Here is a 13,678-nt window from a genome sequence, read left to right as displayed (position 1 = left end):
GGGATGCACCCAACCGGGCACCGTCGGGCCGTAACCAGCCTCACGCACGGTAGTTGAGCAGCGCGTGGAAGACATCCCCGACGCCTCCGGCCCGGACAAGAACGCCGGTCTGCCCCCGCTGCTCCTCGAAGCCGTCGGCTACGCCGAGAAACGCCACTGGGAGGTCGCCCCGGGCGCCTGGCTGATCGACGGCGACGGGCCCGCCCGCTGCTCCTGCGGCGACCCGCGCTGCGCGCTCCCGGGTGCCCACCCGCTGGACGCGGACTGGGCCCGCAAGGCGAGCGCCGGGCCGGGCGCGGTACGGCGCTGGTGGACGGAACGCCCCCAGGCATCGATCCTGCTGCCCACCGGGCGGTCCTTCGACGTCCTGGACGTGCCGGAGACGGCCGGCTGCCTGGCGCTGGCCCGGATGGAACGGATGGACCTCCAGCTCGGCCCGGTGGCGGTACTGCCCGCCGCGCCAGGGCGGATCGGCCGGCGGCTGCACTTCCTGGTGCTGCCCGGGGTCGTCGCCAAGCTCCCGGAGATGCTCCGCAAGCTCGGCTGGCCGCCCGGTCGGCTGGACCTGGTCGCCCGCGGCGAGGGCGACTGGACGGTCGCCCCGCCGTCCCGGATCGGCTCCACCGGGTACGCCCAGTGGGCCCGCTCCCCCTCCGAGTCCAACCGCTGGCTGCCGGACGCCGCCGAGCTGATCAGCCCGCTCGCGTACGCCTGCGGCCGCGAGGCGCCCGCCCACCACGCCGCCCAGGCCGCCCAGCCGGCCGCGGTGGGCTAGGGTCCGCCCCTCGCCGGTTCACCCTCCCCCTGGACAGCCGCCCTACGCCGATCGGGCGAGGGCGCGCACCGCGCGACACAACGCGCGCGAGTGACGGGCCTTGCCTCCCACCGGAGGCGGGGCCCGTCATACGCATGTCCGGATAAGGCTTCGGTCTACCCGCTGGTCAGCCCGAGAAGCCCCTCGTACGAGTGACAGCGCTCAAGGATTGCCATGATCGGCCGAGGGGAGGAATTGCGGTGTGCGGGGAGACGCCGGAAGGGTCGCTCGGACGGGGAAGCCGGGCGAGGCGCCGGAGGGGCCGGGAGGGAGCAGGGAGGGACGGGAGGGAAAGGGGAGGACGAGTGGGGCCCGCTGCACGGAGTGCAGCGGGCCCCACTCCGGTGCGGGCGGTGTGCCGGAGGTCGCGGGCGGTGCGGCTCAGGCCTGGGCGACGAAGACGTGCTGGGCGATGTCCTTGCCCAGCTCCGCCGCGTTCTCCCCGGTGCCGACCAGCACGCCGCCGACGCCGGCGCTCACCTTGACCGTCGAGCCCGGGCGGACGCCGGCCCGGCGCAGGGTGCTCATCAGCGCGCTGTCGGTCTGGATCGGCTCGCCGATCCGGCGGACCACCACGTCGGCCCCGGCGTCGCCCGGCTTGACGCTGTCCAGCGGGACGAGCCCGGCGTCGTAGCCCTCGCCCTCGGCCTTGGTGTCGCCCAGCTCGTCCAGCCCCGGGATCGGGTTGCCGTACGGGGACTGGGTGGGGTGACCGAGCATGGCGAGCACCTTGCGCTCGACCGTCTCGCTCATCACGTGCTCCCAGCGGCAGGCCTCCTCGTGCACCTGGTCCCACTCCAGGCCGATCACGTCGACGAGCAGGCACTCGGCGATGCGGTGCTTGCGCATCACCCGCACCGCGAGCCGACGGCCGTCCTCGGTGAGTTCGAGGTGGCGGTCCCCGGCCACCTGGAGCAGTCCGTCGCGCTCCATCCGGCCGACCGTCTGGCTGACCGTGGGGCCGCTCTGTTCCAGGCGCTCCGCGATCCGGGCGCGCATCGGGACGATGCCTTCCTCCTCCAGCTCCAGGATGGTGCGAAGGTACATCTCAGTGGTGTCGATCAGCCCAGACATCGCCGCTGGCTCCGTTCTTCGGTGTCCTCATCGCCAATTCTGACGTACCGAGGCGACAACCGGGCCCGCACGGAGGCCGCGGGTACGGGATTTCGTCGCTGTTGACAGCGGTACCACCGGGGCGCGACCGTGCTCGCCGTAGCTTTCTCCACCGGCGGTCTGGACCACCCCGACCGCCCCACCCGGCCGGCTCCCCCACCGGCAGAGAGCGAAGGCACCAGATGAACGACCTGGTCGGCAGGTACTTCGACGCCGCGATCGGCCACCTCCAGCGGGTCCGCGAGGAGGAGGCCGACACCGTCGAGGCCGCCGCCGCGCTGCTGGCGGAGGCGATGACCGCGGGCCGCCGGGTGTTCACCTTCGGTGCCGGACACTCCGCGCTGCCGGCCCAGGACGTCGTCTACCGGGCCGGCGGGCTGGTCCCGGTGAACCTGCTGAACGTGCCCGGGGTGTCCGGGGTGACGGTGATGCCCGCGCCGCTGTCGAGCGCCCTCGAGCGCGTCTCCGGGCTGGCCACCGCGACCCTGGACCTCACCCCGGCGACCGCCGGCGACCTGCTGTTCGTGATCTCGCTGTCCGGCCGTCAGGTCATGCCGGTCGAACTGGCCCGGTACGCCCGGGACCGCGGCCTGAAGGTGGTCGGGGTGACCTCGCTGGCCTACCCGGCCGAGGTGCCCTCGGCGCACCCGTCCGGCACGTACCTGAAGGACCACTGCGACGTGGTGCTGGACAGCAAGATCGCGGTCGGCGACGGCGAGCTGACCCACCCGGGCGCCGAGACCACCTTCGGCCCGGTCTCCACCATCGTGACCAGCGCGCTGATGCAGGCCGTGGTCGCCTCGGCGGTCGGCCGGCTGGCCGACCGGGCGGCCGCCGGGGAGGCCCCCGCCCCGCCGCTGTTCCGCTCCGGGAACGTCCCGGGCGGCACCGAGTGGAACGCGCGGCAGATGGCCGACAACGCCGAGCGGGTCCTCTACACCTACTGAGCCCGCCCGTCGCGCACGCTGGGTGCCGAAACGAACACGGGGCGTATCGGACAATCCACCGGGCCTTCCCGGCCATTGCGGGCCGCCCCGGGCCGTGCCAGGCGTACCGGGAAGCCGCCCGGGGCAGGAGAGCGGTGCGACCGGAGCGACGGGTGGGGGCCGAACATGGCGTCTGGTGCGGGACGGACCGGGTGGGTGCGCGAGCGGGACCTACTGCCCGAGTTCTTCTGGGCCGCCGACGCGGCCTCGCTGCGCGGGCAGCAGCGCTCGGTGCTGCTCTCCGCCTGGGAGCTGGTCCTGCTGGTGCTCGCCGCCGCGACCGGCTCGGCCGACGGCGAGCCCTGGGCCTGGCCGGCCGCCGTCGCCTACCTCGGCGCGATCGCGCTGGCGGTGGTGATCAGCCGGCAGAACCCACAGGGCCTCTGGTACGAGGGCCGGGCCGCCGCCGAGTCGGTCAAGACCCTGGCCTGGAAGTACGCCGTCCGGGCCGACGCCTACCAGCCGCCGCCGCGCACCCTGCCGGACGCCGAGGGCCTGTACCGCTTCCAGCTCGGCCGGGTCCTCGGCGCCTTCCGGGACAGCCCGGTCGCCGTGCCGGGCAGCGGGGTGGAGATCACCGCGGCGATGCGCGACCTGCGCGGGCAGCCGCTGGCGGTGCGCCGCGAGGTGTACCTCGGCGAGCGGATCCGGCTGCAGCACGACTGGTACCGCGCCAAGGCCCGCTACTGCGCCCGGGCCGGCTACTGGGCCGGGGTGCTGGGCGTGCTGCTGCCCGCGCTCGGGCTGGTGCTCGCGCTGCTGCGGGCGCTCGGCGCGTTCAGCTACGACGCGCTGGGCACCGTCTCGGCGGTGGCCGCCTCGGCCACCGCCTGGGCGCAGCTGCGCCAGTACCGGCCGCTGGCAGCCGCGTACGGGCTGGCCGCCGAGGAGCTGGCGCAGATCCTCCGGCAGCTCGCCGAACTCGACCTGGACTCGCCGGAGGCCGAGGAGATCTGGGCCCGGCTGGCCCGGGACGCCGAGGACGCGATCTCCCGCGAGCACACCACCTGGCAGGCCCGCCGGGAGGTGCGCACCACCACCGACCGGGAGCAGGACGCCGATCGGGAGCAGGGGACCGACCAGGAGCACGCAGTCGACCGGGAGCACTGAGGAGGCCGCAGGTGTCGTTACGGATGGTCAAGACCGCGGACGACCGCGCCCTCGCGGTCGAGTCCCTCGGCGATCCGCGCGGCCGGCCGGTGTTCCTGCTGCACGGCATGCCCGGCAGCCGGGTCGGACCGCACCCGCGCAGCACCGTGCTGTACCGGCTCGGCGTACGCCTGATCTCGTACGACCGGCCCGGCTACGGCGACTCGACCCGGCTGTTCGGCCGCCGGGTGAGCGCGGCTGCGGCCGATGTGCGGGCCATCGCCGACGAGTTCGGGCTGGACGGCTTCGCGGTGCTCGGCCGCTCCGGCGGCGGACCGCACGCGCTGGCCTGCGCGGCGCTGCTGCCGGAGCGGGTCAGCCGGGTCGCGGTGCTGGTGGGCCTCGCACCGCGCAACGCGGTCGGCCTGGACTGGTACGCGGGGATGACCCCGTCCAACGTCCGGGCGTACCAGGAGGCCGAGCGCGGGCACAGCCGGATCGCCGACGCGATGGAGTTCCGCTCCCGGCAGATCAAGGACGACCCGGTCCGGCTGCTGAACGGGCTGCGCACCGAACTCTCCGCCGCCGACCGGGAGGTGGTGGCCGACAGCGGGCTGCGGCGGATGCTGCAGAGCAACTACCGGGAGGCGTTCCGGCACGGCGCGGACGGCTGGATCGACGACGTGCTGGCCTTCACCGCCGACTGGGGCTTCGAGGTCGGGTCGATCCGGGTGCCGACCTGGCTGTGGCACGGCGCCGACGACCAGTTCTCGCCGGTCGACCACTCCCGCTGGCTGGCCGACCACGTCCCGGGCGCCGAGCTGTTCCTGGAGCCCGGCGCCGCGCACTTCGGGGCGTTCCGGGTGATGACCACCGCCCTGGCCTGGGCGGCGGGTTAGGGCGCGTCCGACAGGAGCCGCCGGAACGGACCTGAGAGCCCTAAGGCCGTACCGGGGTGACCGGCTCCGCCCCGGACAGCACCGCCAGGACGTTGTCCACCGCCAGGCCGCCCATCGCCTGCCGGGTGGCGACGGTGGCGCTGCCCAGGTGCGGGGCCAGCACGGCGCGCTCCTGGGCGAGCAGCGCGGCCGGGACGGCGGGCTCGTGCTCGAAGTTGTCCACGGCGGCGGCGAACAGCGCGCCGGAGTCCAGCGCGGCGGCCAGCGCCTCCTCGTCCACCACCCCGGCGGTCATGCTGACCACCACCGCGCCGGGCGGCAGCAGCGCCAGCCGGCGGGCGTCCAGCAGGTGCCGGGTGGCCTCGCTGAGCGGGCAGGTGACGACCAGCACGGTGGAGGTGGCGAGCAGTTCCTCCAGCGGCTTCCAGTCGGCGCCCTCGGCCTGCTCGGGCGGCAGTTCGCGGCGGTTGTGGTAGCTGACCGGCATCTCGAAGGCGCGCGCCCGGCGGGCCACCGCCTGCCCGATCCGGCCCATGCCGAGCACGCCCAGCGGGGTGCCGGACAGCTCCAGGCCGAGCAGGAAGTTGGGCGCCCAGGTCCAGGGCGAGCCGGAGCGCAGCAGCCGCTCGCCCTCGCCGAGCCGGCGGGTGGCGGCCAGCAGCAGCGCCCAGGCCATGTCGGCGGTGGCGGTGGTGAGCACGCCGGGGGTGTGGGAGACCAGGACGCCGCGCTCGGTGCAGGCGGCCAGGTCGACGTTGTGGTAGCCGACCGCGTGGTTGGCGACGATCCGCAGCCCGGGGCCGGCCGCGTCCAGGAACTCGCCGTCCACCCGGTCGTCCAGGGTGGTGAGCACGGCCTGCCGGCCGCGGACGGCGGCGAGCAGCTCGGCCCGCTCCATCGCCAGGTCGGAGTCGTGCTGGGTGACGGCGTGGCGGGCGGTGAGCCGTTCGATGACGCCGGGCGCGAGGCGCCGGGTGACCAGGACCGGGGGCGGGGTACTCATGCGCACCTTTCGATGATTCGCTCGCTGCGCTCACTCATGGCTCGGCAGCGTACCCCGCCCCCTCCCGATCACACCGCTCCGATCACACCGGCTGCGGCTCCAGGTCGCGGTTGATCCGCTTCCAGCCGCGCGCCGACACCGTGTTGGGGTGCTCCTCGCCGAACTGCCGGATCAGCTCGGCGATCGACCGTGCGCGCAGTTCGGCGGCCTGGGTGTGCCGGCCGGCCGCACGCAGGGTGACCGCGAGGTTGGCCTCGCAGGCCACCGCGTCCGGGTGCTGCGCCGAGTAGCGCGTGCACAGGCCCTGGTGGGCGGTCCGGCCGAGCTGCTCGGCGAGGGCCAGCTGCCCGTCGTCGCCGTAGGCGTTGGCCAGGTTGATCATCGCGTTGAGGGTGTACGGGTGCTCCGGCCCGACCGAGCGGGTCAGCCCGTCGACGGTGAGCCGGCCGCGCTCGATGGCGCCCTGGACGTCGCCGCTGCCGCGCAGGTAGATGCCGAGGTTGTTGGCGCAGGCCAGGGTGAACGGGTGCTCGTCGCCGAACAGCCGCCGGTGGCCCTCGAAGACGGTGGAGCAGAGGTCGCGGGCGGCCTCCTTGTCGCCGAAGGCGCTGTGGTCGGCGGCCAGGTTGAGCGCGCAGGCGAGCGCGTCGGGGGCGTCGGCGCCGTAGCGCTCCAGGTAGCGCTCGTAGGTCTCCTTGGTGATCCGGCGGGCCTCGGCGAGCTGGCCCATCCGGCGCAGCGAGACGGCCAGCGACTTGGCGTTGCGCAGGCTCTCCGGCAGGCCCGGGTCGAGCCCGTCGCCGAAGTCGGCGGTGACCTCCTGGAGCAGCTCCACCGAGCCCCGGTAGTCGCCGAGTTCGCGCAGGTCCCGGGCGAGGGCGGACTTGGTGATGAGGGTGTACGGGTGCTTGGGGCCGAGCACGGCGGTGCGCCGGTCGAGGGTCTCCTGGTCGAGTTCGCGGGCGGACTCGCTCTCGCCGACCAGCCGGAAGTCGATCGCCAGGTTGTTCGCCATGGAGAGCGTGCGCGGGTTGTCGTCGCCGAACAGCTCGCGGAACTGGTCGAGGATCTCGCGGTCGAGGTCGAGCGCGGCCTGGAACCGGCCGAGCGCCCGTCGGTCGGCGCCGAGCGAGCCGGCGGTCATCAGGGTGTACGGGTGGTGCTCGCCGAGCAGGGCCCGCTGGCGCTCCAGGGTGGCCTCGTCCAGCGCCAGCGCCTCGGCGTAACTGCCCTGCGAGCGGAGCACGTTGGCGAGCTGGAAGCGCAGCAGCAGGGTCTGCCGGTCGTCCTCCCCGAGCTTGCGGGTCCACTCCTCGTCCAGGGCGTGGCCGAGGTCGCGGGCGCGGTCGAGCTCACCGCGCTTCCACAGGTAGCGGACCCGGTCGATGAGCAGCTGGCGGGTGTCCGCCTCGTCGCAGTTGTGCGCCTTGGACGGCGACAGGTGCGGCCAGATCTCGTCGAAGGCGGGCCAGTTGGCCGGGTCGTCGGTGTCGCCGAGGACGGGCCGGGCGCCGGTGAGGATGCGGTGCACCTCGTGGACCGCGACCTCCTGTTCGTCGGCGGTCATCCCGGCCCGGATCACCGCCTGGACCAGCCGGTGCACCTGGAAGCTGTTGCTGCCCGCGTCGACCTTGGCCAGCGCGTACCGGCCGATCGCCTGGATCACCTTGCCCAGCATGAACTTGTCGCTGAGGTCGGCGTCGAACTTCACCAGCGCCCGGATCATCTGGTCGCTGTAGAAGAGGTTCATCGAGATCGGCTCGGGTGCGAAGAACGCGCACAGCTGCAGCAGCCGCACCGCCGCCGGGGACTGCTGGCGCAGCCGTCCGATCGAGACGTTCCAGGTCGCGGCGACCGGGGTGGGGTAGTCGGCGGGGCGGCCGACGGCCAGCGCGCGGGCGGCCTCGGCGTGCAGCTGGGTGACGTAGGTCTCCACCGGCGTGCCGGTGGTGTCCAGCCAGGCGGCGGCGACCTCGACGGCCAGCGGAAGGTCTCCGACGGCCTCGGCGACCCGGTCGGCGTCCGGGCGGGAGAGGCTGCGGGCACGCCGGCACAGGTGCTCGACGCTCTCGCCGCGGGTGAAGACGTCGACCTCCAGCGCCTCGGCGTGCCCGGTCCAGGCCTGGTTGCGGGAGGTGACCAGGATGTGGCCGGAGCCGCCGGGGAAGAAGCGGCGGATCTCGGCGGGCTCGTCGGCGTTGTCGAAGATCAGCAGCCAGCGCGAGGTGGGCACGCCACGGCGCAGCGCCTCCCGGGCGGCCTCGGCGGCCTCGGTCACCGAGTCGCCGACCCGCAGGCCCAGTCGGCGGGCGAGTTCGGCGAGCGCCGGGGCGACCAGCTCGGTCTGCTCGGCGTCGATCCACCAGACCAGGTCGTAGTCGGACATGAAGCGGTGGGCGTACTCCAGCGCCACCTGGGTCTTGCCGACGCCGCCGAGCCCGTACAGGGTCTGCGGGGTCGGCAGGACGGCCGCCATGCCGCCGCGCAGCTGGTTGCGCAGCTGCTCCAGGACGGCGGAGCGGCCGGTGAAGGAGGGGTTGCGCGGCGGGACGTCCCACACCGAGGGCTTGCTGCCGGGGAAGCGCGGCCCGCCGCTGGGCGCGTCGCCGAGCGCCACGTCGCCGCGGCCCAGCGCGCGCAGCAGGCTCTGGACCGACTGCGCCTCGTCGCGGCCGACCAGGTCGACCGGGTTGCGGTTGCTGAACGGCGCGGTGAGCCGGACGTCGCCGACCCGGACGGGCAGCAGCTGGCGCCGGGTGCCGGAGGGGTCGGAGCTGACCACCGACTCCCACAGCGCCCGGGCCTGCGGGGAGCGCTGGTAGGCGGGCGAGAGCACGGCGACCGTCCTGAACGCGGAGTCGATGCCCCGCTCCGTCTCCTCGCGCGGGTCGGTGCCGGCGCTGAGGTCGCGGGGCAGCACCCGGAAGCCGGCCCGGGTGAGGACGGACTCGATCCAGTCCGCCCACATCCGGTCCTCGGGCACGTAGGAGAGGTAGAGGTCGGCGGGCACGGACGGGCGGCGGCGGGTGAACGCGTCCACGTAGCGCAGCCGGACCGCCTCGTCGACCGGCGGCAGTCCGGAGACCCGACCCTCGGTGATCATCGAGGTCAGCCGCTCGCAGGCGGCCAGCATCGAGGTGGGGGTGCCGGTCTGGTCGCCGAAGGTCGCGAGGATCTCCTCGTAGGCGTAGAACGGCCGGTACGGGATCTCCACCGATCCCCAGTACTGGGCCATTTCCTCGCCGTTGTAGCCCGAGGGCAGGCCGTCGAAGCGGACCCGGGCGAGCGCCCGGCCGGCGTCCGCCTTCTCCTTCTCGCCCTCGTCGATGCGCATCGGGACGGGCAGGATGCGGATGCCGCGGTCGCGGTAGCGGTCGTGGATGTGCTGGGCGATCCGGGAGGCGCCGTCGATGGACTGGTCGCTCAGGGTGAAGCAGACCACCAGGTCGTCGGGCATCTGGACGGTGCAGATCTCGGCGATGTCGGACAGGCCGGTGCGGGAGTCGATCAGCACGTAGTCGTAGCGCTTGGCCATGTCGGCCTTGAGGGCGTCGAAGAACTGCCCGCCGTCGAAGCGGTCGTAGAAGATGTCCCAGTCGAGGTGGGTGACGGCCTCGGAGTAGTCCCGGTTGAACTGGCCCGCGGAGAGGAAGTCGAGGCTGCCGCCGGCCGGGAAGTACGGCCAGGAGAGCGACAGCGCGTGCGGGTGCACCCGGGCGAAGTCCAGGTGCCAGCCCTCGGCGTGCTCGACCGGGCGCAGCGCCTCCTCCCGGTACTCGGCGATCAGGTCCATCATCCCGGTGGTGCCGGCGAGGGAGGCCGGGTCGAGGAAGGGGTGGAAGAACTTGGCGAGGCCCGGCGCCTCCAGGTCCCAGTCCACGGTGAGCACCCGGAAGCCGTTGGCGGCCAGGATCCAGGCGGTGTTGGCGAGGGCCATGGTGCGGCCGGTGCCGCCCTTGTACGAGTAGAAGGTGATGATCCGGCCGTTGCGGTCCTGCTCCGCGGCCTGCCGCTCGGCCTCGCGCTGGGCGGCCAGCTCCGCGGCGGTGAGGCCCCCGAGCCGGAGGTTCCTGGTGCGGTTCTCGGTCATCGGTTTCCTCGTCCTCCCAGGGGCGCCATCCCGTCATCGGGGTCATCGCCGTCGTCGCGGTACGGGTGGTGCTCGCGGTACGGGTCGTTGCGGTTGTCGGTGCGGTTGCTGTTGCCGTTGCTCTGGGTGCCCTGGCCGTTGCCCTGGTGCCGGCCGTTGCCCTGGCCGTCGCCCTGGTCCTGGTCCTGGTCCTGGTCGAAGGGGTCCGGCCCGGATCCGTCCGGTCCGTACCCGCCTCCCCCGCGCCGGAACGCGTCCCGCAGGCTCGGCCGGGGCGGCGGCGGTTCCTCCGGCTCGGCCCTGGTGCGGCCCTCGAAGGCGTACTTGGCCTTCATCGCGGCCCTGGGCAGCGCGTCGTCGAAGTCCTCCAGCGAGTGCAGCCCGGTCGGGCCGGTCACGCCGAGGAAGCTAGGGCGGCTGGCGCGCCGGGAGATGCGCAGCGTGTCGTCGCTCAACTCGCCCAGTTCGGCCGCGGATTCCTCGCACTCCGGGTCGTCGGCGTTCCACGGCTCCAGGACGCTCACCCAGGTGGCGTCCGAGCGGTCGAAGCGCCGTACCAGCTCGCGCCGGCGCGGGTCGCGCAGTGCCCACCGGTCGAGCAGCAGCAGGCCGGGGGCCTCGGCGTTGCCGTCGATGATCGACGCGACCTCGTCGTCGAACTCGTGCACGGTCGGCTGGAAACCCAACTGCCGTGCCAGGCGGACCGCGTGCTGGGCGATCGGTGAGCCGACCGGCCGGTACGGATGCCAGTCGGTGCGCCGCTCGCCGTAGTAGTCGGGGTTGCGGTCCGGGGGCAGCTCGCCCTGGTGGTAGGCGAGTACCGAGATCCGTAGCTGCTTGGTCGGGGCGGTGACGTTGAACGCGCTGGGCAGGGCGTTGAATTCGAGGCGCCGCCCGACCGGGATCACCGTCTCCTCCGCCACCTGCACGATCCGGGCCGCGAGGCGGTGCACGGCCAGCTCGTAGGCGGCGCGGAAGTAGCTGAGCTTCATCAGCGCGTACAGGCCCTCGGTGGCGTAGTCGGGCCCGAAACTCGCGTGGTTGAACTGGAGTTCGCTGGCCACCCTGGGCAGCCGGTAGCGGGTCATCGGCGCCCACAGCACCGGGACGATGCCGCTGGTGCGCTCGGAGTCGAGGTTCGCCGGGTAGACCGGGCGGCGGGTAAAGGCGTGCCACTCCTGACCGCACGGCACGCTGTTGAAGTACCGGGGGGAGTACAGCGGGACGAACACCCGGCAGCTCGCCAGCTCGTCGGACAGCCGGTCGGCCCACAACTCGCCCTGGTGCATGGACTCGTCCATGAACCCCACCGGCACCCCGTCGGGGACGGTGGTGATCTGGAGCACCGCCTCGCAGAGGTCCCGGTACAGCTGCCGGACCCAGTGGTTCGGGTCACCGGCGCCCCGCGCACCGGCTTTCGGGGTGTGCGCGTAGGAGAGGAAGAAGTACGGCCGGGTGTCGTCGTCGTCCCAGCCCCGGTCAGTCACTCGCGCCTCCCCCGGGCCCGTCGGCACCCTGCCTCCCGCAGCCCCCGTGCGGCGGGGCTTCAGTGTAGGAACGACTGACACCCCAATGGAATAGCACAACGTCTCACACGAATTGACATGACCGAAACGATGCCGCCGTCCTCCTCGCGGGAGCAGTACCCTCGTTCCGGCCGTCGCACACGATCAGGAGGGGCACCCCGTGGAACACCTCGAGTGGCAGAAGTCCAGTCTCAGCGGCGACCGGGCCGACTATCTGGAAATCGCCTCCGACGGCGAGCTCGTCTACATCCGCGAGTCGAACGACCCCACCCGCATCGTCACCACCACCCGCACCAAGTTCCTCGCCTGGGTCCGCGGCGCCAAGGCCGGCGAGTTCGACCACTTCGTCGCCTGAGCCCGCCGGTGCGTTCACCTTCAGGTCATTGCAATGAGAAAAGCTCATGACGTTGCATTAGATCTACGACAGTTGCAACGATCTCCCTGCATCTACCTGCACTGATGCAGTTTTTGCGCAACGAGCTTGTTGCCACATCCTTGAACGCAACGTAGCTTTTCCATCATCAGAAACAGCGGGCCGACGGAGCGCCCGCCGTTCGACGAAGGAGAGCACGATGCAGAAGTTCGACACCCCCGCCGCGATCACCGCCGTCCTCGACATCCCCGCCGGACGCGTCCAGCTGATCGCCGCCGACCGCACCGACACCACCGTCGAGATCCGCCCCGTCGACCCCGGCAAGAGCCGTGACGTCCGCACCGCCGAGCAGACCACCGTCTCCTACACCGACGGCGTCCTGAGCGTCCGGGTCCCCGAGGGCGAGAACCGACTGATCGGCGCCAGCTCGGTGGAGGTCACCATCCAGCTGCCGGCCGGCTCCGACGTCGAGGCCAAGGCCTCCGCCTCCGAGCTGCGCGTCGTCGGACGCCTCGGCGACGTCGCCTTCGACGGCGCCTACCGGCAGATCAAGATCGACGAGGCCGCGGCCGTACGCCTCACCGCCGTCGACGGGGACATCGAGGTCGGCCGTCTCACCGGGCCCGGCGAGATCAGCACCACCCGCGGCACCATCCGCATCGCCCAGGCCTCGCGCGGCACCGTCGTCCTCGGCACCCAGCTCGGCGACATCACCGTCGGCGCCGCCCCCGGCGTCTCCGCCGCCCTCGACGCCTCCACCGGCTACGGCCGCATCAACAACGCCCTGCGCAACGACGGCACCACCGAGCTCGACATCCGCGCCACCACCTCCAAGGGCGACATCACCGCCCGCAGCCTCTGATCCCGCCCCCGTGGTCGGCGGCGGGACCAGGGCCGCGGCCAGGAACGCGACCGCAGGATTCAGGTACGGGCGCGGCGCAGGACCTGCTCCGCGAGGTCGACGGCCTCCCGGATCGGCACGAGGCGGCAGTCGGCGTCGCCGATGCGGGCGGTGGTGATGCCGCGGGCGGTCCGGAGGACCTCCTCGCCGAGGGCGCCGAAGTGGAGGTCGTCCAGGTCGGGCGCCTTGAAGACCGTCCAGCCGTCCTCCCCCACGCATCGGTACTCGCGCAGCGCCACGTCGGGCATTCGCAGGTCGGCGAGGTGGAAGGCGGTGAAGCGGTCCATCGGGACGCCGATCATCAGCACCCGGGCGTCCAGGTCGTAGAGCCGGCCCAGGGGGGACCCGGTGCCGAGGTGGCAGTCGTCCGGGTGGCTGCCGGTGATCTCCTCCGCGCGAGGTCCCACGGCCGCCCAGGAGGTCTGCGGGTGGCGGCTGCGGAGCGCGCCGGGGAGACGGCGGACGGCCTCGGACAGGGCCCCCATCGTCGGGGAGGCCGGCGTGGTGGCAGGGTCGAAGCGCGGCATCCGGGCCTGGTACGCGTCGACGTCCGCCGGGGAGAGACCGGCGGTGGCGGACCGGTGGATGCGCGAGGTGGCGGAGTTCTCCGGGGTGCCCGTGTAGGCGACCAGGGTGCCGTCGGGGCCCAGGAGGTCCAGCAGGGTGTCGATCACGCCGCAGGCCCCGCCCGGCACCGGTCCGAGGGCGCGCAGGGACGCCTGGACGTGCAGCACCGTCCCCGGGCGGACCCCGAGCTCGGCGAACTCGCGGCGGAACGGACGGACGTGGGAGCGGGCGGGATCCGGAACGGCTGCGGATGCGTCTGCGACGGCGGCGCTGCCGACGCGGGGTTCGGTGAGGATGACGGTTCCCCGGGGTTGACG

11 protein-coding genes are annotated in these 13,678 nt (G+C 73.2%); 6 read left to right on the top strand and 5 right to left on the bottom strand.

Annotated features, from left to right (window positions below):
- The first annotated feature begins 64 nt into the window (after positions 1 to 64).
- Positions 65 to 775 carry a bifunctional DNA primase/polymerase gene (locus ACZ3TI_RS32655; protein WP_465732640.1) on the top strand — a complete coding sequence of 237 codons (711 nt, stop codon included), beginning with the start codon at positions 65 to 67 and terminating at the stop codon, positions 773 to 775.
- Positions 776 to 1,195: 420 nt separating this feature from the next.
- Here ACZ3TI_RS32655 and ACZ3TI_RS32650 read toward each other — a convergent pair whose 3' ends face one another.
- On the bottom strand, positions 1,196 to 1,888 hold the full coding sequence (locus ACZ3TI_RS32650; RefSeq protein WP_465732638.1) for a metal-dependent transcriptional regulator: 693 nt from the start codon (positions 1,886 to 1,888) through the stop codon (positions 1,196 to 1,198).
- Between the two features lie 221 nt (positions 1,889 to 2,109).
- Between ACZ3TI_RS32650 and ACZ3TI_RS32645 the strand changes: the two genes are divergently transcribed.
- The 3 genes from ACZ3TI_RS32645 (at position 2,110) to ACZ3TI_RS32635 (ending at position 4,901) form a co-directional block, all read left to right on the top strand.
- Complete coding sequence (locus ACZ3TI_RS32645; protein ID WP_465732636.1) at positions 2,110 to 2,874, top strand: sugar isomerase domain-containing protein; 765 nt, start codon at positions 2,110 to 2,112, stop codon at positions 2,872 to 2,874.
- Between the two features lie 195 nt (positions 2,875 to 3,069).
- Complete coding sequence (locus ACZ3TI_RS32640; RefSeq protein ID WP_465732634.1) at positions 3,070 to 4,023, top strand: DUF4231 domain-containing protein; 954 nt, start codon at positions 3,070 to 3,072, stop codon at positions 4,021 to 4,023.
- A 23-nt stretch (positions 4,024 to 4,046) separates the two neighbouring features.
- Positions 4,047 to 4,901, top strand: coding sequence for an alpha/beta fold hydrolase (locus ACZ3TI_RS32635; RefSeq protein WP_465732757.1), 855 nt, complete (start codon positions 4,047 to 4,049; stop codon positions 4,899 to 4,901).
- A 40-nt stretch (positions 4,902 to 4,941) separates the two neighbouring features.
- On the opposite strand, the gene ACZ3TI_RS32630 is transcribed toward ACZ3TI_RS32635, so the two are convergent.
- The 3 genes from ACZ3TI_RS32630 to ACZ3TI_RS32620 form a co-directional block, all read right to left on the bottom strand.
- Complete coding sequence (locus ACZ3TI_RS32630; protein WP_465732632.1) at positions 4,942 to 5,904, bottom strand: 2-hydroxyacid dehydrogenase; 963 nt, start codon at positions 5,902 to 5,904, stop codon at positions 4,942 to 4,944.
- Positions 5,905 to 5,986: 82 nt separating this feature from the next.
- Complete coding sequence (gene fxsT, locus ACZ3TI_RS32625) at positions 5,987 to 9,994, bottom strand: FxSxx-COOH system tetratricopeptide repeat protein (protein WP_465732630.1); 4,008 nt, start codon at positions 9,992 to 9,994, stop codon at positions 5,987 to 5,989.
- Entirely contained in the window at positions 9,991 to 11,481 is a 1,491-nt protein-coding gene (locus tag ACZ3TI_RS32620) for a TIR-like protein FxsC (RefSeq protein WP_465732628.1), read from the bottom strand. The genes fxsT and ACZ3TI_RS32620 overlap by 4 nt, the downstream gene beginning before the upstream one ends.
- A 199-nt stretch (positions 11,482 to 11,680) precedes the next feature.
- Between ACZ3TI_RS32620 and ACZ3TI_RS32615 the strand changes: the two genes are divergently transcribed.
- The gene (locus ACZ3TI_RS32615; protein WP_465732626.1) at positions 11,681 to 11,875 is read left to right on the top strand and encodes a DUF397 domain-containing protein; all 195 of its coding nucleotides are present in this window, start codon (positions 11,681 to 11,683) and stop codon (positions 11,873 to 11,875) included.
- A gap of 217 nt (positions 11,876 to 12,092) precedes the next feature.
- On the top strand, positions 12,093 to 12,755 hold the full coding sequence (locus tag ACZ3TI_RS32610) for a DUF4097 family beta strand repeat-containing protein (RefSeq protein WP_465732624.1): 663 nt from the start codon (positions 12,093 to 12,095) through the stop codon (positions 12,753 to 12,755).
- A gap of 59 nt (positions 12,756 to 12,814) precedes the next feature.
- Here the strand turns inward: ACZ3TI_RS32610 and ACZ3TI_RS32605 are convergent, their stop codons facing one another.
- On the bottom strand, positions 12,815 to 13,528 hold the full coding sequence (locus ACZ3TI_RS32605; protein WP_465732622.1) for an AAC(3) family N-acetyltransferase: 714 nt from the start codon (positions 13,526 to 13,528) through the stop codon (positions 12,815 to 12,817).
- Positions 13,529 to 13,678 lie beyond the last annotated feature (150 nt).

Source organism: Kitasatospora sp. NPDC023120 (genome assembly GCF_055560835.1).
Note: the sequence above shows the minus strand (reverse complement) of the source record. Positions and strands in the feature narration are given on the sequence as shown.